19 protein-coding genes are annotated in these 19,724 nt (G+C 66.2%); 5 read left to right on the forward strand and 14 right to left on the reverse strand.

Annotated elements, in window-relative coordinates:
- On the reverse strand, positions 1–427 hold a 427-nt coding region (locus tag Q0R23_RS03545), incomplete at its 3' end, for a S8 family serine peptidase (RefSeq protein ID WP_293910432.1).
- Positions 428–580: 153 nt separating this feature from the next.
- The gene (locus Q0R23_RS03550) at positions 581–1,468 is read right to left on the reverse strand and encodes a tyrosine-type recombinase/integrase (protein ID WP_293910434.1); all 888 of its coding nucleotides are present in this window, start codon (positions 1,466–1,468) and stop codon (positions 581–583) included.
- 163 nt (positions 1,469–1,631) lie between these two features.
- Here Q0R23_RS03550 and Q0R23_RS03555 point away from each other — a divergent pair, with 163 nt between their 5' ends.
- Both Q0R23_RS03555 and Q0R23_RS03560 read left to right on the forward strand, forming a co-directional pair.
- Positions 1,632–4,622, forward strand: a complete 2,991-nt coding sequence (locus Q0R23_RS03555) for a Tn3 family transposase (protein WP_293910436.1) — start codon at positions 1,632–1,634, stop codon at positions 4,620–4,622.
- Between the two features lie 56 nt (positions 4,623–4,678).
- Positions 4,679–5,317, forward strand: coding sequence for a WYL domain-containing protein (locus Q0R23_RS03560; RefSeq protein WP_293910438.1), 639 nt, complete (start codon positions 4,679–4,681; stop codon positions 5,315–5,317).
- Positions 5,318–5,331: 14 nt separating this feature from the next.
- Here the strand turns inward: Q0R23_RS03560 and Q0R23_RS03565 are convergent, their stop codons facing one another.
- The 11 genes from Q0R23_RS03565 to pckA form a co-directional block, all read right to left on the reverse strand.
- On the reverse strand, positions 5,332–5,802 hold the full coding sequence (locus Q0R23_RS03565) for a universal stress protein (protein WP_293910440.1): 471 nt from the start codon (positions 5,800–5,802) through the stop codon (positions 5,332–5,334).
- 44 nt (positions 5,803–5,846) lie between these two features.
- Positions 5,847–6,326 (reverse strand): universal stress protein, encoded by a 480-nt coding sequence (locus Q0R23_RS03570; protein WP_293910442.1) that lies wholly within the window; start codon positions 6,324–6,326, stop codon positions 5,847–5,849.
- Positions 6,327–6,371: 45 nt separating this feature from the next.
- Entirely contained in the window at positions 6,372–7,778 is a 1,407-nt protein-coding gene (locus tag Q0R23_RS03575) for a BTAD domain-containing putative transcriptional regulator (RefSeq protein ID WP_293910444.1), read from the reverse strand.
- Between the two features lie 145 nt (positions 7,779–7,923).
- Complete coding sequence (locus Q0R23_RS03580; RefSeq protein WP_293910446.1) at positions 7,924–10,335, reverse strand: phosphoketolase; 2,412 nt, start codon at positions 10,333–10,335, stop codon at positions 7,924–7,926.
- Positions 10,336–10,468: 133 nt separating this feature from the next.
- The gene (locus Q0R23_RS03585) at positions 10,469–12,193 is read right to left on the reverse strand and encodes a cbb3-type cytochrome c oxidase subunit I (protein ID WP_293910448.1); all 1,725 of its coding nucleotides are present in this window, start codon (positions 12,191–12,193) and stop codon (positions 10,469–10,471) included.
- The gene (locus tag Q0R23_RS03590; RefSeq protein ID WP_293910450.1) at positions 12,190–12,681 is read right to left on the reverse strand and encodes a cytochrome C oxidase subunit II; all 492 of its coding nucleotides are present in this window, start codon (positions 12,679–12,681) and stop codon (positions 12,190–12,192) included. Before Q0R23_RS03590 ends, Q0R23_RS03585 begins: the two co-directional genes overlap by 4 nt.
- Before the next feature lie 127 nt (positions 12,682–12,808).
- A complete protein-coding gene (locus tag Q0R23_RS03595; protein WP_293910452.1) occupies positions 12,809–12,955 on the reverse strand; it encodes a cytochrome c oxidase subunit 2A in 147 nt (48 codons plus the stop codon).
- Positions 12,956–13,342, reverse strand: coding sequence for a cytochrome c (locus Q0R23_RS03600; RefSeq protein WP_293910454.1), 387 nt, complete (start codon positions 13,340–13,342; stop codon positions 12,956–12,958).
- Positions 13,342–13,833, reverse strand: a complete 492-nt coding sequence (locus Q0R23_RS03605; protein ID WP_293910456.1) for a universal stress protein — start codon at positions 13,831–13,833, stop codon at positions 13,342–13,344. The genes Q0R23_RS03600 and Q0R23_RS03605 overlap by 1 nt, the downstream gene beginning before the upstream one ends.
- Before the next feature lie 102 nt (positions 13,834–13,935).
- Entirely contained in the window at positions 13,936–15,504 is a 1,569-nt protein-coding gene (locus Q0R23_RS03610) for a TrkA C-terminal domain-containing protein (protein WP_293910458.1), read from the reverse strand.
- Complete coding sequence (gene pckA / locus Q0R23_RS03615) at positions 15,504–17,132, reverse strand: phosphoenolpyruvate carboxykinase (ATP) (protein ID WP_293910460.1); 1,629 nt, start codon at positions 17,130–17,132, stop codon at positions 15,504–15,506. Before pckA ends, Q0R23_RS03610 begins: the two co-directional genes overlap by 1 nt.
- Before the next feature lie 123 nt (positions 17,133–17,255).
- Here pckA and Q0R23_RS03620 point away from each other — a divergent pair, with 123 nt between their 5' ends.
- From Q0R23_RS03620 to Q0R23_RS03630, 3 genes are all read left to right on the forward strand, one after another.
- Positions 17,256–17,639, forward strand: a complete 384-nt coding sequence (locus tag Q0R23_RS03620) for a CBS domain-containing protein (RefSeq protein ID WP_293910462.1) — start codon at positions 17,256–17,258, stop codon at positions 17,637–17,639.
- Positions 17,640–17,695: 56 nt separating this feature from the next.
- Positions 17,696–18,541, forward strand: a complete 846-nt coding sequence (locus tag Q0R23_RS03625; RefSeq protein ID WP_293910464.1) for a CBS domain-containing protein — start codon at positions 17,696–17,698, stop codon at positions 18,539–18,541.
- Between the two features lie 120 nt (positions 18,542–18,661).
- Entirely contained in the window at positions 18,662–19,090 is a 429-nt protein-coding gene (locus tag Q0R23_RS03630; protein ID WP_293910466.1) for a CBS domain-containing protein, read from the forward strand.
- Positions 19,091–19,294: 204 nt separating this feature from the next.
- On the opposite strand, the gene Q0R23_RS03635 is transcribed toward Q0R23_RS03630, so the two are convergent.
- Positions 19,295–19,724, reverse strand: a 430-nt coding sequence (locus tag Q0R23_RS03635) for a transposase (protein WP_293910468.1), incomplete at its 5' end; no start/stop codon positions are given.

The following is a 19,724-nucleotide window of genomic DNA, read 5'->3' on the forward strand; positions in this document are numbered from 1 at the left end:
GCAAAACGTCCACCTTCTCCTGCATGGTGTTGCGGCCCAGCCGGGCCCGCATCGCCGGTGTCCACTCGGCGCTGTGGACCATCAGGCCGCGAACGGTTTCCGGCCAGCGGGTCGGTTGATCGGCATAGATGTTGGCGGCCAGCTGCGCCGCGAGGGCCGTGGCGGCGCTGGTGTCGGTGAACTCGGTCAGGTGGGCCCGGGTGACGTCGTGTCCGGTCGTCAGCAAGCTCAGGGCCGGTTCCCGCCAGGTCGCCACACCGTCCGAGAGCAGGTTGCCTCCCTCGAAGACGACGTCTGGCTTCACCGGCCACTGCGGGTCCCAGGCGTACGACGTGCGGCTGCGGGGCGACAGGTCCCCCGGCGGGGCGTACGGCGTGAGTCCCGCGAGCGACGGCGTGACGGTACTCTTTTCGGTGTAGGCTCCCACCGTGAGGGCGTTCCAGGCTTGCGCCGGATTCTCGATCTGGCCCTCTATCCCCTGGTTGAGGAGAACGTAGTCGAGGTATGGAAACGAAAAGCCGCTGAGCCGCCACTCTGGTGAATCCGTTCACAGCTCCGACATGTTCACCACTCGACCGGTCTACTGCCAGGCAATCTTCTCGACTTCAGCCTGAAGATCCCGCTGGGTAGCGCGGGTGTAGCGGGCCGTCGTATCCAGCGAATCATGTCCCATGATCTGCGCCAGGCGGTGCAGGGGTACCTGTTGAGCCATGACGTAGCCGAAGCGGTGCCGCAGATCATGAGGGCTGATCACCAGCTTGGCGAGATGTGCGTACTTGCGGATCAGATGGTCGAGCGCCCGCGTGGAGATCGGCCCGCGCTGTCGGTCGGATGGAAACACATACGAGGAGGTCGCCTGCACGCTCGGCAGATACCTGCCGAGCACCTCGCGGGCTGTGGCGTTGAGCGGGACATCCCGCACCTTGTTGCCTTTACCGGTCACTGTCAGGTTCCCGCTGCGCTTGCTGAGGGTCAGGTCCCGGCGCTGGATTCGGCAGGTCTCAGCGGCCCGCAGGCCGGTATGAAGCATCAGTACGATGATCGTCACGTCTCGCAGGCCACCGTGTTGGTGGACACTGCGAACCAGGGCGTCCTCTTCCTGCTCGGTCAGCCCGCGTGGGGCGGCGGTTTCCAGGCGCACGAAGCGCACCGCTCGAGCGACGTTCCGAGGAGCAAGCCCGGCTTGCTCCGCCCAGGCACAGAAGCGCTTGAGGCTGACCAGGGCGCGGTTGACGCTGGCGGGTTTCAAGTTCAGTGCCTGCTGGAGATGACTGCGGTAACGGGTGAGGAGCGGCGTCGTGAGCTGTTCAGGAGCGAAGTCGAGATCATCCGCGCTGCCCGACCACTGCGCTTCGCACCACGACGCGAAGTGGTTGAGATCGGCGAGGTACGCCCGGAGCGTGCTGGAGCTGAGATCCTCGACCTCCCGCAGGTGCTGCTCGAAGCGGGTGAGCACGGCGGCGGCCACGCTGGACAGTGGGTTGAGCTGCCGTCTGGATCCACTGGTTGAGCGCCTGGGTTTATTATCAGCCATCAGAGGGCCTCGTTCCGTGGGGTATTACTGGACAAACAGATGGGGGTTCGGGGCATCTGTTGGCTGATAACAGGAATTCCTCGACCAGGAGCCCCCGGTGCCCACCCTGCATGAGACCGCCTATCCCCGGTTGAAGAGCCAGCTCAGCGAGAAGGAGTTGCGGGAAGTCTACACGCCCACTCAAGGTGAACTGGCGCTGACTGAACAGGTGGCGCGGGAACAGACGGCCAAAGTCGGCTTTCTGGTGCTGCTCAAGACCTTCCAGCGCCTCGGCTACTTCATCCTCCTGCGGGACGTCCCGACGGCCATCACCGACCAGGTGCTGCGTGCGCTCGGTTTGCTGCTGCTGCCCGCCCACCTGGGCGGGTACGACGAATCCGGCGCCCGCTTGCGGCACATCCGTCTGATTCGCCGTCACCTGGGCGTGCACGCCTTCGCCGCCGGGGGCCGCGAGCGGGTGGAACAGATGCTCCGGACCCTGGCGCTCACCAAGCAGGATACCCGTGACCTGATCAACGGCGTGGTGGAGATGTTGGTCCGTGACCGCTTTGAGTTGCCCAGCTTCACCTTTCTGGAGGCCGAAGCCGAGCGGGTCCGGGCCCAGGTCCACCGTGACCTGTTCAGTCGGGTCTTCACCTCGCTGGGCGAGGTGAGCCGCGAGCGCCTGAGCGCGTTGTTCACGCGGCCTGGACGCCACGCCGCCACCACCCAGTGGAACGACCTCAAACGTGAGCCTGGTCGCCCGACTCTTTCCAGAATGCGTGACTGGCTGGCCCACCAGCAGTGGCTGGCGGGCCTCCAGCTCGGTGTAGACGTGGTGCGGACGCTGCCGGAAGCCAAGCTGCTGCATTTCGCGGAGGAAGCCGGAAGTCTGGACGCCGCCCGCATGCAGGCGCTGGAACCCCATAAACGCTTCACCCTGATGGCCTGCTTCCTGCATGTCCAGCACGCATCGGCACTCGACGACCTGGCGGAGTTGTTCGTGCGCCGGATGGGCACCATCAACCGGGACGCCCAGGCGGCCTTCGAGCAGAGCCGGGAAGACTCGCAGGAGCGGGTCAACGCGCTGGTGTCCAGACTCAAGGAGGTGGCCGCCGCCTACCAACACGAGGGGACAGCAGGCCAGCGGTTGGCGGTGGTGGGACTCGCCCTTGGCGAGCCCGAGGGCGTCATCGACGCCTGCGAGGCTCACGAGGCGCTGCTATGCAGCAGCGCGGCCCCCTTCGTCTGGCGCGGCTACGCCAGTTCCCGCACGACAGTGCACTCACTCTGCCGAGCGCTGGCGGTCACCACCACCAGCCAGGACGTCGCCGTGCAGCAGGCTCTTCAGTTCGTGCTGGAGACCGCTGCGTTGCGGCAAGACACCCTGATCCTGGTCGGTCCGAACCAGGTGCCAGGGTCGGAGACGCTCGACCTGTCGTGGATTCCGGATGGCTGGTGGCGGCTGGTCACCGGACAGGCCCGCCGTGACGGCGCGGTCAAGACCCTGAACCGCCACCATTTCGAAGCCTGCGTCATGACGCAGGTGCGCGAGGACCTCAAGAGTGGCGATCTGTGTGTGCCGGGCAGCCACGAGTACGCCGATTACCGCGACCAGCTCGTCAGCGACGAGATCTTCCAGGCCCGTGTACTGCCCTGGTGTGAGGCCTCCGGACTGCCCCGCAACGGGGCGGCCTTCGTGTCCCGCGTGCGGGACTGGCTCCAGGGCGTGGCTCAGGCCACCGATGCCTCGTTCCCTGGGAACGAGGGACTGCGCATCGAGAAGGGGCAACCGGTCATCACCAAGATCAAAAAGAAGTTGCCCCACCCGCTGCTGAAGAATCTGGAAGTGGCCGTCAAAGCGAAGCTGGCCGGTCGGGACATCGCCATCCTGGACGCCTTCGTGGCGGCGGAGCGGGGGACGGGCATGACCCGTCCCTTCGGCCCACTCTCCGGCTTTGATTCCAGGCTCGTAGACGCCAGCACCCGCTATGTCACGGCCATCTTCTGTTACGGCTGCAATCTCGGGCCGAGCCAGACGGCGCGTTCCCTGGCCGGAACTGACCGCAAGCAGCTCGAATGGGTGAACCGGCGGCACGTGACCGAGCAGACCCTCGACCAGGCAATCACCCAGGTGATCAACGCCTACGCCAAGCTGTCGCTGCCCGGTGTTTGGGGCACCGGGGAACGCGTCTCAGCGGACGGCACCAAGTGGAACATCTACGAGGAGAACCTGCTGGCCGAGTATCACCTGCGCTACGGTGGGTACGGCGGCATCGGGTACTATCACGTCTCTGACCGATACATCGCGCTCTACAGCCACTTCATCCCCTGCGGGGTCTACGAGGCACGGTACATTCTGGACGGCCTGCTGCGCAACGACAGCGATCTTCAGCCCACCACCGTGCACGCCGACACCCACGGACAGAGCACGCCGGTCTTCGCCATCGCCTACCTCCTGGGCATCGACTTGATGCCCAGAATTCGCGACTGGAAGCACTTGGTGCTATATCGACCTGAAAAAACCGTCCAGTACGACCACATCGACGAACTGTTCGGGGAGGCGGTCAACTGGTCGCTGATCGAGGATCACTACGACGATCTGCTGCGGGTCTGCGTCAGCATCCAGGCTGGGCGCATCTTTCCCTCGACTATTCTCAAGCGGTTGGGCAGCGCCGGTCGCCGCCGTAACCGGCTCTATCTCGCGTTCCGTGAGCTGGGCCGTGCGGTCCGCACGGCTTTTCTGCTGCGCTACCTCGGCGAACCCGACCTCCGCGCCACCATTCACGCCGCCGTGAACAAGAGTGAGCAGTTCAATGCCTTTCAGGACTGGATCGCGTTTGGTGGCGACGTGATCGCCACCAATGACCGGGATGAGCAGCGCAAACGCATCAAGTACAACCATCTGGCGGCCAACTGCGTGATTTTCCACACCGCTTGCCTGCTGACCGAGGTGGTCAAGGAACTGCTCGCCGAAGGCCATGAGGTTCCACCCGAAGCGCTGGCGGGTATCAGTCCATACCTCACTGAGCACATCAACCGGCTGGGCGACTACACGCTGAACCTCGACCGTGTACTGGAGCCGGATTACGACTTCAAACTGCCTTAAGTTCACAGGATTCATAAGAGTGGCGGCTCAGCGGCTTTTCGTTTCCATACCCCAAGTTGGGCCGGGGCCAGCCCAACGAGCCACGCGCCACCCTCAACGCCCTGGACGCGCTGGTGCTCGATTCACCCCCAAACCTGGCCGAGGCAGGCGCGGACGCCATCGTGCGTCTGTGTCTGGCGGCCAGCGCGGGTGAGCGGGTCCACCTGCGCTACGCCGCCCGGAACCGGCCACCCACCGAGCGCGACCTCGACCCCTACGCGGTGGTGCGCCACGGCGGACGGTGGTTCGTGGTCGGACACTGCCACCTGCGCGGCCAGGTGCAGACCTTCCGGCTCGACCGGATTCTGGATGTCAGGGCGGCCCCCGGCATCTTCACGAAACCGCAAGGTTTCAGCGCGCTGGCCTTCTTGCAGAGCACCCTAGCCTTGACCCCGGCCCGCTTTGAGGTGCGGGTGCGCCTGGCGTTGCCGCTCGCCGAGGCCCGCGCCTGCCTCACACCGGCCCTGGCGGTGCTGGAACCGGACGGTGAGGCGGCCAGCCTGCTGCACTGCCGGGTCGAGCACCTGGACTGGTTCGCGGCCTGGCTGCTGGAGTTGGGCTGCCGCCTGAGCATCGAGTCGCCGCCCGAGCTGCGCGGCGCCTTCGCCGACCTGGCAACCCGCGCCAGTGCGCTGGCCACCGAGGGCCGGGGTTAAGGCGTCCGTGCAGCTTATGGCGTCTGGGCGGCGTCGGCGGCCACGCTGGGCTGCTGCACCAGCAACACAGGCACGTGAACCAGCCGCAACACCGCCTCAGCGACGCTGCCGAGAAACAGATGGGCCAGGCCGCTGCGCCCATGCGTGCTCATCACCACCAGTTTCGCTCCGCTGCGCTGCACTTCACGGGCGATCACCTGCTCGGTCTTGAGATCCCCGCACTGGACGCGCGACACCTCGGCGCGGGGGTAATCGAGTATCTGCTGGGCATCGACCAGAATGCGCTGACCCTCGGCGATGAGCTGGGCGTGCTCTGCCGGGGAATTGTAGGTGTAGGCGACGCCGTCAGTGGGCAGCAGAAAGCGGGGCACGATGTAGAGCAGCGTGAGTCGACTGTCGTAGGTGCGGGCCAGGTCGGCGGCGACAGGCAGCGCGAGCGTACTCAGGGCGCTTCCGTCGGTGGTCACCAGAATATGGTCGAACATAAGATTCTCCTTTGAGGTTCGGCTTTTAAGGTGTGCCCGGCGCATTACCGCCTCGTTACGGCGCCGAGACCGTGCCTTACCGGGCACTCCTGCTCCACGACAGCGCGCCAGCCACTCAGGGTCGCCGGATTCGGCGGCCTGCACGGCACCATCTGCACCGGAATACAGGCGCCGAGGAGCACGGCGCAGGCGACCTGGCCCCGGTGCCCAGCCCCCGGACAAAGCGGACCGGGCAGCCCCAGCACGATCAGCTCGGCGCGTTGCCTGGTGGCCACCTCCAGAATCACGGCGCCTACGCCTCCGGGCAGCAGTGTCTGAACCGGCACCACCAGGCATTCGGGCGGCTGGCGGGCCAAGGCACTGAGCTGGCGCAGCAGCGTGCGGGCTTTTTCCACGTCCTGATCTTCGGGAACGTGGAGCAGCGTGACCTGGCCACCGATGGCGCGGGCCAGATCAAAGGCGTGCTGGGCGACCTGGTGAGCACAGGCACTGAAATCGACGGGGACGAGCATCTGACGCAGCATGGCCGGGGCCTCCTCGGTCCCGCTGAGCAGCTTGCCGCGCTGGCCTTACCGGCCCGTTACCACCCGCTGCCGGTCGAGAAAAGCGGGCGCCTGACCCGCGAACAGGTCGCGGCCCAGCGTAAAGCTCAGGGTCCGTGCGGCCTGAGCGAGCAGCAGCCGTTCGTGCGCCGTCCAGCCCACGTTGCGCGCGGGGCGCGACAGCGACATCACCGCCTCCACGGCGCCGCCCAGTCCGGTGATCGGCACGGCGCCGCTCGCTTTCTGGGCGCCCTCATAAGCACCGTCACTCCCGTCAAGAGACTGGCCGTCCAAGTACTGAGGCTGAACCGATTGCAACGCCTGGCGAACCAGTGGCAGGGCCTCCAGCGGCACCGGGCCGCGCTCCAGCAACGGACGGTGATCAGTCGGCGCGTCGCCCCAGACCCGGCTGAGCCGCAGCACTCCCTCATCGACCAAGAACAGGAACAGGTCGTCCAGCTCCAGCGCCGCGCCCAGGGCCTGCAAGGTCAGGTGGGCCACGTCGCCAAGCGTCTCGGCGCCCTGGAGCAGCTCGGCGAGCCTGAGCGCCACCTGGGTGCGTTCGAGCTCAGCGTGGATCTCGCTGCCGTCGAGCTCGATGTTCAGCACGCTGCTGGCCAATCGGGCGGCCAGGTGGCGGGTGCAGGGCGCGTGGTTGCCGATCTGGTGAGGGCAGATCAGCTCACCGGCCTTGAGGCGCTCGGCCAGGACTATGGTTTCGAGCATAGGCGTATCGGCCAGGTCGACACGCAGGTAGCTGATGAAGCGGCGATAGTGCTCGACGGCGGCGTACTTGCTCTCCACACTGGCCAGGCAGGCCATCAGGTCCTGGTGGTAGTTCTCACCGATCAGCGGGTCGGCCCGCAACGCCTGCGCCAGATGCCGAATCGCCAGGTCGCACTCGGCGGCCTCGCAGTGCAGGATAGAGAGTTCCAGCGTGGCGCGCACATAGCTGGCCTTGTGCACGCTGCGGGCCGTTGTGGCCCAGTCGGCGCGGTGATCGCTGAGGTAGTCGCCGCCGTACAGCGCCACCGCCTGGCGCAGCGCCGCCTGCCTGGCCCCGCTCTCGGTGGCCAGCTCAGCGGCGCGCAGGGTAGCGTGCAGGGCGTACACGTCGCTGGTCGCCAGCACCGCCGGGCTCAGCCGGAAACGTTCGTATTCCTTGATCACCGTCTCCGAACCGCCCAGCGCGGCGCGGACCCGGTGCAGCGCCACCCGGAACCGGTTGCTGCTGGCCGCACTCTCGCCCTCCTCTTCGGGCCACAGGGCCGAGGCGATGTCGGCCTGGGTACGGCCTTCCGGAAAGGACAGCAGGAAATAAAACAGGTTCTGGGCGCTGACGGCGTGCCAGGCGACGTCTTGGTCACCGAGCCGGACGCGGGCCTGACCGAAGGTGACGATACTGAGGTCGTGTACAACGCCGGGGTTTTGCATAAGGCCTCCCGAATAGTCTAAGAGAACGCACGCAGCCACTTCTACACCGTTCGTCTGTAGGCTAGCGCACAGGAGCGGATGACAGGTGCGTGTTGGACCAGGGCGCCGCGCAGGCCCTCTGCGCTGGCGAGCGTGTGGAACCCGCTCAGTTCGGCTCGGTGGCGGCGCGGTCAGCGGGCCAGCGCCAATTCTGCACTTCCGGCAGGTCTTCCCCGGTGGCCTCGACATGCAGGCGGTGGAGAATCAACTTGTCCTGAAGCTGTTGCCTGACCCGCGCGCCCACCACCCTCAGCCGGGGTAAGCGGTCGATCACGTCGGTGGCCAGGTGAAAGCGGTCCAGATCGTTGAGCACCGTCATGTCGAAGGGCGTGGTGGTGGTGCCCTCCTCCTTGTAGCCGCGCACGTGGAGGTTGGCGTGGCCGTGTCGGCGGTAGGTCAGGCGGTGGATCAGCCAGGGATAGCCGTGATAAGCGAAAATAATCGGCGCCGTCGTCGTAAACAAGCTGTCGAAGGCCGCGTCGGGCAAGCCGTGTGGGTGCTCGCGTTCGGGTTGCAGGGTCATCAGATCGACCACGTTGATGACCCGGATCTTCAGGTCCGGAAAGTGGCCGCGCAGCAGGTCCACCGCCGCCAGCGTCTCCAAGGTCGGCACGTCGCCCGCGCAGGCCATCACCACGTCGGGCTCGGCGGGCTGTCCGTCCGGGCCGGTGTCGCTGCTGGCCCAGTCCCAGATGCCCAGCCCGGCGGTGCAGTGCAGCACGGCCTGCGGCATGGTCAGCCACTGCGGCGCCGGTTGCTTGCCCGCCACGATCACATTGACGTACTGGCGGCTGCGCAGGCAGTGGTCCATCACCGACAGCAGGGTGTTGGCGTCGGGCGGCAGGTAGACCCGCACCATGTCCGCCTTCTTGTTCATCACGTGGTCGATGAAACCGGGGTCCTGGTGCGAGTTGCCGTTGTGGTCCTGGCGCCAGACGTGCGAGGTCAGCAGGATGTTGAGCGAGGCCACCCTGCGCCGCCAGGCAACCTTTCGGCTCGTCCTGAGCCACTTGGCATGCTGGTTGAACATCGAGTCGATGATGTGGATAAACGCCTCGTAGCACGAGAACAGCCCGTGGCGCCCGCTGAGCGTGTAGCCTTCCAGCCAGCCCTCACACAGATGCTCGCTGAGCACTTCCATCACCCGGCCATCCGGGGACAGGTGCTCGTCGGTAGGCAGGATCTCCTCTTGCCAGGTTTTGCCGGTGGCGCCGTAGACCGCGTCGAGCCGGTTGGAAGCCGTCTCGTCGGGGCCGAACAGCCGGAAGGTGCTCATGTTGCGCTTCATCACGCCTTGCAGCCAACTGCCCAGCACGCGGGTCGCCTCGCCGTCGACGGCGCCGGGCGCAGGCACGTCAACGGCGTAGTCGCGGAAGTCGGGCAGCTCCAGGTCGCGCAGCAGCAGGCCGCCGTTGGAGGCCGGGTTCATGCCCATACGGCGCTCCCTGCTGGGAGCCAGCGCGGCGAGTTCGGGGCGCAGCATGCCCACCTCGTCGAAGAGTTCCTCCGGGCAGTAGCTGCGCAGCCAGTCTTCGAGCGCCCGGAGGTGTTCGGGGTTCTCGGCCAGGTTGGCGAGCGGCACCTGGTGCGATCTCCACGACCCCTCGGTGGGCTTGCCGTCCACGGTTGCGGGGCCGGTCCAGCCTTTGGGCGACCGCAGCACGATCATCGGCCAGGCCGGGCGCTCCTGCACGCCCTCGTCACAGGCACGGCGCTGGATGGCCGAGATCTGATCGTGGACCTGCTCCAGCGTGTGGGCCATCTGCTGGTGCATCACATCGGGGTCGTGGCCCTCGACGTAATAGGGCGTGTGGCCGTAGCCGCGCAGCAAGGCGTCGAGCTCAGCGTGGGGCAACCGGGCCAGCAGGGTCGGGTTGGCGATCTTGTAGCCGTTGAGGTGCAAGATAGGCAATACGGCGCCGTCGGTCCTGGGGTTCAGAAACTTATTGCTGTGCCAGCTTCCGGCCAGCGGCCCGGTTTCGGCCTCACCGTCGCCGATGACGCAGGCGACCAGCAGCTCTGGGTGATCGAAGGCGGCGCCGTAGGCGTGGGCCAGGCTGTAGCCGAGTTCTCCACCCTCGTGAATGCTGCCGGGCGTCTCCGGCGCGGCGTGGCTGGGAATACCGCCGGGAAAGGAGAACTGCCGCATCAGGCGCCGCAGCCCCTCCTCACCCGGACCGATGTTCGGATACAGCTCGCTGTAGGAGCCCTCCAGGTAGGTGTTGGCGACCATACCGGGGCCGCCGTGTCCGGGTCCGGCGATGTACAGCACGCTCAGGTCACGCTGCCGGATCAGGCGGTTCAGGTGCACATAGATGAAGTTCAGGCCCGGTGTGGTGCCCCAGTGGCCCAGCAAGCGGGCCTTGACGTGTTCGAGTTTCAGCGGTTCACGCAGCAGCGGGTTGGCCTGCAAATAGATCTGGCCCACCGACAGGTAGTTGGCCGCCCGCCAGTAGGCGTGCGTGAGCCGGAGTTCTTCCAGGGCGAGGAGGTCAGGCTGGGCGGTGGTGTGGGTCATCTGGACCTCTGGGTGCTGAATGCGGGACTTTGGATCGGCAGGAGAGCAGCGCTGAAGGCTCAGCTTAAGGTGCTACTGAGCGCAGCGGGTCAGCGCTCGGTGAAGGCGCCGAGTCTGGGTCCAGCCTCGGGCTTCACCACAGCCGCAGGCCCGGCAACGGGTGGGCGTTCAGGCCCAGGTCGATCAGCACCGGGCCGTACATCAACGCGACCAGCAGCGCGGCCAGGGCGGCGAAGATCCACAACCGGTCGAGCAGCCGCACGGCCCCGGCGATCTTCATGCCCGCTGGGCTGATGCCCGCCGCCCGCGCCTCGGCCTGTTCCAGCGACTCGCTGAAGGGAATGGGCATCTCGGCGCTTTCGGGGACGCGGGCCTTGCCCAGCAGGGTCGCGAAGATGACGTAGAAGTAGAAGATGGAGGCGAACATCAGCACCACGCCGCTGATGCCGGTCAGCGCCATCGGAATGTGGGCGCGGGCGATCAGATCGCCTAGGCCCGTGGCGGTGGCCAGGTAGGTGCGGCGCGGAATGCCGATCAGCCCTTCCCAGTGCATCCCGACGGCAAAGATGATCATGCCCCAAAACCACAGCCAGCTCGCCCACAGCGCCGCCTTCACGCTCGCCAGCGGCTTGCGGGTCAGGTGCGGCAGCAACCAGAAGCTGATGCCGAAAAAGGTCAGGGTGGTGGCGGTGCCCACCGTGATGTGAAAGTGCCCCGGAATCCAGGCGGTGTTGTGCACGGCGCTGTCGAGCGCGGCGCTGGCGTTGACCACGCCGCCCGCGCCGCCGGGAATGAACGAGATCATGGCCAGCACCTGCGCGGTGAAGACCGGGTTCTTCCAGGGCAGGAAGCGCGTCCAGCCGATCCAGCCGCGCCCACCGCGCGCACGGGCGGCGATGTCCAGCGAGGCGCCCACACTGAAGGCGGTGAGCAGCGAGGGAATGACCACCAGAAAGGTCAGCAGCATCTGGATGATCTTCCACGGCGCCGCGATGCCGGTATCGGCGTACTGGTGGTGCAGTCCCACCGGCACCGAGAGCAGCAAGAACAGCACGAACGAGAGCCGTGCCATCGTCTCGGAAGCGATTTTTCCGCCCGCCGTGCTGGGCAGCAGGGCGTACCAGGAAATATAGGCGGGCAGCACCCAGAAGTAGACGATGGGGTGCCCGGTGTACCAGAACAGGGTACGCGCCAGCAGCGGGTCCACACCCGCCGTCCAGCCCAGCGACCAGGGGATCAGCAGAAAGGCGACTTCCACAACCAGGCCCAGTGAGGCCAGCAGCCACATCATCCAGGTCGCCACGCTCATGAACGCGACCAGCGGCGTGACCTCGCCGGGGTGTTCGCGCTTCCAGATGGTCCAGATCAGGGTGACCTGCACGCCGATGATCAGGCTGCCGACGACCAGCAGCGCCGCGCCGATGTAGAACAGCGGACTGCCCATCAGCGGCGGGTAGAAGGTGTAGAGCAGCGTGGCGTTGTTGCTCAGGGTCGCCCAGGCGGCCATCAGCACGCCCGCCGTCATGATCCAGTAGGCGCTCCAGGCGACCACCAGATTGGGGCGCACCTTCAAATCACGGCAGGGCAGGTAAAGCAGCAGCCCGCTGATGAAGTAGGTGGTGAACACCAGCGCGTTGAGCACGCCGTGCAGCGAGAGGCCCTGGTAGTACGACTTGAGAAACGGCAGATAGCGGTAGACGTCGATGCCCGCGTAGTTGAGCGCCTGAAGCGGCCCGATGGCGACCCCGATCAGCAGCAGGACCAGACCGGTGACCAGAAAATACAGCGTCACTTTTTTCTCAGGATGAGCGGCGTAGACCTGTTCGAGCGGGCGGGTGGGGGCCGGAACGGTGGTCATTCGGGTGCCTCGACGATCAGTTTGAAGGTCATGGTCTGGTGCCCGGCGCCGCAATACTCGTGGCACTGGCTGGTGTAGGTTCCGGGATGATTAAAGCGGGTCTTGAGGGTGGCGATGTGGCCGGGCATCAGCTCCAGATTGACGTTGCCCTGACCGAGCATCAGGCCGTGAATTACGTCGACGGCAACGATATGGAGCGTCACCGCTTGCCCCGCTGGGACGCGCAGCACGTTTGGCTGGAACTGAAAGGCCCGCGCCACGACGTAGGCGTCGAGGCTGCCGTCCGGCGCCGCCTTGAGGCCAGGAGCGGCGAAGGGCGTGCCAGCGAGCTTCGCCGGGTCGAGGTAGCTGGCTTGGCGCGTAAAGATGCCCGGTAGGGTCTGGGTCAGCATGCTGCTGATCACGCCCACGAACAGCAGGGTCACCAGCACGGCACTGAGGGCCAGCCAGCCCAGTTCGTACTTCTCGATGGTGTGGTGGTCGAGCATGGCTAGATGTCTCCTTGTAAAGCTTTAACTTTACCGAGCAGAGCGAGTGAGGAAAAAAGTACATCCTGGCGAGAGTGGAGGGATGGAGCGCTTTTTGCGGAAGCCCGAAACGGTAGCAAGGGTGTACTTAGCTCCGCGCCTGGAAGACGCCGAGGACCAGAAACCAGAGGGCCATGATCGTCGTGAACACCACTGCAACGATGGCCAGGGCGCCCCTGGGAATGCTGCTGGAGGCGGGGGCAACGTCGTCGGGTTTTTGATTCTCGGTGGTCATTTAAATTCCTTTCAGAAACGCCTGAATATCGGCGAGTTGGGCGTCGGTGATGGGCTCGCCGCCGAAACCAGCGGTGCGGAAGTGCGGCATCGTCGGGGCCAGCGGCTGACCACCCAAGCCGGTGCCGTCGAGCACCGCCGCCGAGAACTGCGGCGCGGTCCACGGCCCGACCAGTCCGGCCAGCCGGGGTCCGACGCCGCCCTGCGCCTGGGCGCCGTGGCAACCCGCGCAGTTGCTGCCGAACAGGGCCGGTCCATCAGCCTTGACGGCGACCAGGCTGCCGGGCGCGGAATTTACACCCGAAAGGCCCGCACCCGCCCGGTAGGCACCGGCGCTGATCGCGCCGACCAGCAACAGGGCGCCCAGCGCCAGAACAGCGGTTTTCATCAGTGTTCTGCCTGGCGCTGGGCACCGGGCGCTGGACTGTGCTGGGCGGCGCTGAGCAGGAAAACCGGCACCCGGACGCGCCGCAGAACCTGCTCGGCCACGCTGCCCAGAAAGAGGTGGGCCAGCCCGCTGCGGCCATGCGTGCTCATGACCACCAGTTCGGTGCCCAAACGCTCGACCTGGTCGGCCACCACCTCGGCCACCGACTGCCTTTGGGCTTCCAGGCGCACCAGGTTGGCGCCGGGGACGTCCAGCAGGACGCGGGCCTGTTCCAGAATCCGGGTGCCCTCGTCGAGCGCCTGCGTCCGTTCCTGCTCGGAATTGTAGGTGTAAGCCAGTCCCTCGGCGCTCGCCAGAGGACTCAGCAGATCTGGCATCACGTAGAGCACGGTCAGCTGGCTGTGGTAGGTGCGGGTCAGGTCAGCGGCGTAGGGCAGCGCCAGGGCAGCGCAGGGGCTGCCGTCCGTCAGGACCAGGATGCGTTCGAACATGAGTTTCCTCCTGGCTTAACGTTACGCCAGGAGCATTACGGAAGAGTTACCGCAGCGCAGGCCGCGCGGCTGGGTGGCCGTGACTGAAGAGAGATTCAGCATTCACAGGTTCAGCAGCACCTGCGCGATGACGATCTTGCCCACCGTCGCCAGCGGATAGACGGCGGCGTAGGCCAGGTTGGGCTCCTCGCTGCGGGTCTGTTTGGCCGCAAAGGCCAGCACCGCAGGTTGGGTCTGCATTCCGGCCAGCAAGCCGGTCAGGTGCGCGAAGGGAATGTGCAGCAACCGGTGCCCGGCCCACATGGCCGTCAGGGCCACCGTGCAGGTGACCAGTGCCCCGGCGACGAACAGTTGCACGCCCAGTGCGCCGCCAAAAGTTGTGGCGAAAGCCCAGCCCGAACGGGTGCCCACCCCCGCCAGAAACAAAATCAGACCGAGCTGGCGCAGGGTCAGATTGGCGCTGTAGGGCAGCGGCCAGACGAACGGTCCGGTGCGTCCCAGGGCGCCCAGCAGCAGCCCGACGATCAGCGGCCCACCCGCCAGGCCCAGCCGGAAACTGCCGCCGCCCGGCAGCGGAATCGGCAGCAGGCCAAGCAGCAGGCCCAGTCCAGCGCCCAGCCCGAAGGTCAGCAGGTTGACCTCGCTGACCTTGCGCACCGAGTCGCCCAGCAGCCGGGTCACGGCGTCCAGATGCTCTGTGGGCGCCACCACCCGCACCCGGTCACCGAGTTCGAGCACCATCTCGTCGTGGGCCAGCAGGTCCACGTCGCCGCGCCGCAGCCGGGTGATGGCGGCGCCGAAACGCTCCAGCAGATGCAGCTCGGCGACCTTGCGACCCGCCACCGCCGAGCGCGAGACCACCATCCGCCGCATGTCCAGAACAGCCCGGCTGCCCTCCAGGGGCGTGGGCGCCTCGTGACCGAGCTGCGCGACGGCGATCTCGACGGCTTCCCGCGAGCCGATGACGCTGACCAGATCACCCGGCTCCAGATGCACGCCGGGGCCAGCCAGACTGAGCTGCCCGCCGTGCGAGATCCGTCCCAGTCGAACCTGCGGCGAGGTCACCGCCTCCGGATGCTCGACCAGGGCGCTGCGGTGAATCAGCGCTTCGGGCGGCGCCTCCGGCGCGACGTGCCACAGCCGCCGCGCCAGGTAAACCGCCAGCAGCATGCCGATGACGCCCACCGGATAGCTCACCGAGTAGCCCACCACCGGGGAGGTCAACACCGCTTCGGTGACGCCTCTGGATTTCAGCGTCTCGATGACGCCTGCCAGCGCCGGGGTGTTGGTGAAGGCGCCGGTAAACACGCCCGCCCCCAGCGCCGCCGACCAGTTCAGCAGCCTGGCGGCCAGCGCCACCAGGCCGCCGCCCAGGACCAGCAGGCTGAGCACGAACAGGTTGTCGCGCACGCCGCGCGCCCGGAACGCCGCCACGAAGCTCGGCCCGCTGGCCAGGCCCACGGTGTAGACGAACAGCACCAGGCCGAGTTGATAGATGATTTCCGGCAACTTGAGCTGCGGATGCAGGGCGCCGAAGAAGAGCCCGACGAACAGCACCGCCGCGACGCCGAAGGAAAAGCCCGCCACCCGCAAGCGGCCCAGCAGCTCACCGAGCGCCGCCACCACGAACAGCAGCAGCAGCGGGCTGTGCAGCAGCAGCTCGACCATCATTACCCCGGCACCACTGGCGTGCCCACCGGCCCGGCAGCCCGGACGGCGGGCGAGACGTCACCGGCGTACAGCTTGAAGTTCTCGGTAAAGCGGTGGGCCAGGTCGGTGGCGCGGGCGTCGTAGGCGCCCGCATCAGGCCAGCTTTTCCGGGGGTCGAGCAGGTCTTCCGGCACGCCCGGCACCGAGAGCGGCACCTCGAAGCCGAAGGTGGGGTCCAGGCGGCTGGGAGAGCCGTCCAGCGAGCCCGACAGCGCCGCGTTGACCAAGGCGCGGGTGGCCTGAATGGGAATGCGCTTGCCCACACCGTAGCCGCCACCGAACCAGCCGGTGTTGATCAGGTACACGCGGGTATCGTGTTTGGCGATGCGGTCGCCCAGCAGATGAGCGTACTCGGCGGGTCGCAGGGCCATGAACGGCGCTCCGAAGCAGGGCGAGAAGGTCGCGGTGGGCTCGGTCACGCCCGCTTCCGTGCCCGCCACCTTGGCGGTGTAGCCCGACAGGAACTGGTACATGGCCTGCTGCGGGGTGAGCCGGGCGATGGGCGGCAGCACCCCGAAGGCGTCGCAGGTCAGCATGATGATGGTCTTGGGGTGCCCTCCCTGCTTGCTCGGCTCGGCGTTGTCGATGAAGTCGAGCGGGTAGGCGGCCCGCGTGTTCTCGGTCAGCTCGGCGTCGTCCAGATCCAGGGTGCCGCCTTGGCGCATGGCAACGTTTTCCAGAATGGTCCCGAAGCGGTGGGTGGTCGAGAAGATCTCCGGCTCGGCGGCTTCGGACAGGTGGATGACCTTGGCGTAGCAGCCGCCTTCCAGGTTGAAGATGCCGCTGTCCGACCAGCCGTGCTCGTCGTCGCCGATCAGTTTGCGGGAGGCGTCGGCGCTCAGGGTCGTCTTGCCGGTGCCGGACAGCCCGAAGAACACGGCACAGTCGCCCTCAGGGCCGATATTGGCGCTGGCGTGCATGCTCAGCACGCCACAGCGCGGCAGCAGGTAGTTCATGATGGTAAAAACGCTCTTCTTGATTTCCCCGGCGTACTGGGTGCCGCCGATCAATACCAGCTTGCGCTCGAAATTGATGATCACAAACACGTCGCTGTTGGTGCCGTCACGATCGGGGTCAGCGTGGAAGTAGGGCAACTGGAAGACCGTAAAGCCCGGCTCGAAGGTCTCTGCCTCGGCGCCCTGGGACCGGATGAACATGGTGTGGGCGAACAGGCTGTGCCAGGCGGTTTCGGTGACGACCCGCACCGGCAGCCGGGTGGCCGCGTCGGCGCCCGCGTAGACGTCCTGCACGAACAGATCTTTGTCGGCCACATACGCCTGCATCCGGCGCAACAGATTGTCGAACCTGTCTTCGGTCAGGCGCCCGTTGTGCGGTCCCCACCAGACGTTGGCCTCGGTTTCCGGCGACGAGACGATGTACTTGTCCTTGGGCGAGCGCCCGGTGTGCGAGCCGGTGCGGACCACCAGCGGGCCGCCGTGGGCCAGCCTGGCCTCGCCGCGCCCGATGGACTGCTCGTAGAGCTGGGCGGTGGTGAGGTTCCACCAGACGTTGCGGGCGCCATTGGTACCGAGGACCGCGAGCTTGGGTGAAGCGTGTGCACCGACGGTGTTCATAATTCCTGAATTCATGTAAGCCTCCTGAAGCTGAAGATGCGGGCCGGGCATTTCAGGAGCATTACGGCGGCGGTAACGGTCTGGTAAAGGTGGCCCTGGAGACTGCACCCAGACGGTTATCGCCGAAAGGAGTCACCTATGCGCGTTCGTGAACAGATGAGTGCCGTCATTATTTCGGTGGAGGCCAAAGCGCCGCTCGGCCCGGCGCTGCTGCTGATGCAGTCCAGCAGCCTGCGCTGCCTGCCGGTGGTGGATAGGGGGCGGCTGCTGGGGCGGCTGCTGGCCTCGGATCTGCGGCTGGGCGCGGCGCCGCCTGACGCCCAGGTCAGCGAGTACGCCGTGGCCACCACCGACCAGATCCGCCCCGACATGCCCATCGAGCGGGCCGCCTTTCTGATGCTGCGTTGCGACGTGCGCGGCCTGCCGGTCATCGATGCCAAAGGCCACCTGGTCGGGGTAATCACGGTCAAGGATCTGCTGCGCACGGTGGTCGAGGCGCCTCCGGTGATGCTGTGGAAGTAAGTGCCGTAACGCGGTGGTAATGATCCGGGCACATGCTGAGGGCACGGAGGCACACCATGCTTGTAAAAGACGCCATGCACGACTGCACCATCACTGTTTCGGGACACACCACGCTGCCGGAGGTGGTGGTCATCATGGACACCCTGGGCATCAAACGACTGCCGGTGATGCTGGATTCCAAACTGGTCGGGTTGATCACCGATGACGACGTTAGGCGCGCGCTGCCCGCCGTCCACGAGGGCCTGACCCCCTGGCAGTTCATCGCCCGCGCGGGCCGGGTCCACGTCAGCGCCGTGATGCACGCTACCGTGCTGACCACCGCGCCCGACGCCCCGCTCGACGGCGCCATCCGCACCCTGTTCGAGCGCCGGGTGGGCGGGCTGCCGGTCATCGACGAGAATGAGAAGCTGGTCGGTATGCTGACCCTCACCGACGTGCTGCGGGCCGCCTGCACCGCGCCCCGGACCCTGTTCGGCGCCGTGCGCGAGCACATGAGCAGCGACGTGATCAGCGTGGAGGTGGGCGCCCCTGCCAGCGAGGCGTCGGCCCGATTGAAAATCACCAAACTGCGGGTGCTGCCGGTGGTCGAAGCCGGAAAGCTGGTGGGCGTCATCCACGAGAAAGACGTCTCCGCCGCCGTCGAACGCGCCGCTGCCCTGCACGGCGATACCGTCATGGCCGATCAGTTTTTTCTGGCCGACCTGTCGGTGCGCGACCTGATGCGCCCGCCCGGCGACGAGGTACTGGCCAGCGTGCCGATGCGCGACGCCCTGAGCAAGATGCTGGCTGCCGACGTTCACGGCTTACCGGTGGTCAGCGACGGCGGGAAGTTGCTGGGTGTGGTGACGGTCAGTGACGTGCTCCGGACCCTGCTGGGCGAATCGGAGTTGCACGCCCAGTAAGTCGCTGAACGCCAACCCCAGACAGAGCGGTCTGACGGCGCCCGTCGCGAACGAACGGATCAGCGCCTGTGTCATAAGGCACAGCGCTGAGGCCAACCGCACGTACTCAGGGAGAAAAGTATGAAAACTACAGTCAACGCCGTCATGGCCCGCACGCTCGTCACCGCCAGCCTGAACACCACCGTTCCCGAAGCGGTCAAGCTGCTCAAGTCGGGAGAGATTCGCTGTCTGCCCGTGCTGGACGGCACACGCCTGGTCGGTATCGTCACGGACCGCGATCTCAAGGAAGCCATGCCGTCCCAGGCGACCTCGCTGAGCATCTGGGAGATCACCTCACTGCTGGCCAGCCTCACCGTGCGCGAGGTCATGACCACCTCGGTGCTCACCACCACCCCGGACGCGCCCCTGAGCGACGCGGCCTACACCATGCTTCAGCATAAAGTCGGCGGCCTGCCGGTCATCGACGCCGATCACCAACTGGTGGGGATGGTCACCGTCACCGACGTGCTGCGCGAGTACGTCGGCCTGCCGGTAGAAAGCGTGAGCTGAATGGGAATCACTGGCACCTGATGAGCGCCTGTGACACAACCACGCCATTCTTGCGTTCAGTTGAGCAGGCAGACCCAGTGCAGGAGGGGTAGCGCCCTCACGGGCTGGGACACACCCACCGGATCGTTGCGTGAACGACCGTTTCCGCACGCCCCGTACCGCCCCGGTACGGTGGCGCAGTTGAGTTGGCTGACATCTTGCAGTTTAGATGGTAAGCGGTGAACGTGCGTCCTGCACAGCATAAATCTGTTCGATTTCTCGAAAAAGTTCATCAAGTCGCACCCAGCCGAAAAATTTCCACCTCACCTGCTGGGCGAGAGCACCCCAATCCGGCCAGCCTGGATCACCCGCACACGGGTGATCCAGGTCTTCGAAATGACAGAGCAAAAAACTGAGGATGCTCAAGCAAAGATACCGGATCACACCCAATTTGCTGTGTTGGCCGAACTTCCCAAAGCCAAAGCGGCTTTTCAATGTTTTGAACAATGCTTCGATCTTCCAGCGCCGTCTGCCGATGCGTTTCATCACGGCGGCGCTGCGCCGAACCGTCGAGACGATGAATCGCCGTTCCTGCGCGTCGCCCTGCTTGCCCGGAAGCCAAACCCAACTGACCCACAACGGTACACCCGGCAGG

This window comes from Deinococcus sp. (genome assembly GCF_025362455.1).
Classification (GTDB): Bacteria; Deinococcota; Deinococci; order Deinococcales; family Deinococcaceae; genus Deinococcus.